This window comes from Staphylococcus pettenkoferi (genome assembly GCF_002902685.1).
Lineage (GTDB): Bacteria > Bacillota > Bacilli > Staphylococcales > Staphylococcaceae > Staphylococcus > Staphylococcus pettenkoferi.
The window spans coordinates 1-340 of the sequence record NZ_PPRN01000055.1; the positions used below are offsets into that span (position 1 = coordinate 1).

1 protein-coding gene is annotated in these 340 nt (G+C 42.4%); it reads left to right on the top strand.

What is annotated here, in order from left to right; translation table 11 throughout:
* The coding region (locus CD126_RS09650) for an Ig-like domain-containing protein (protein WP_240626088.1) at positions 1-340 on the top strand (340 nt) is incomplete at both ends.

The window sequence follows — 340 nt, forward strand, 5'->3', positions numbered from 1 at the left end:
ATCCAATCACAGGTACAGCTGACGATAATGGTAATTACAGCATCGATTTACCGAAAGATTTACAAGGTGGCGAAGAAATTACTGTTACAGCTAAAGACAAAGATGGCAACGTCTCAGGAGAAACTAAGAAAACGGTAACTGACGCGACAGCACCGGCTAAACCATCAGTTAAAGGCGTAAACAGTACGGATAAAGAAGTTACAGGTAAAGCCGAACCAGGTTCTGAAGTAACAGTTCACTTCCCAGGAAATGAAACAGGTACAGCTATTGCGGACGAAGATGGTAACTATACTGTTGAAATTCCAGACAATGTAGACCTCCAAGGTGGAGAAGAACTTGA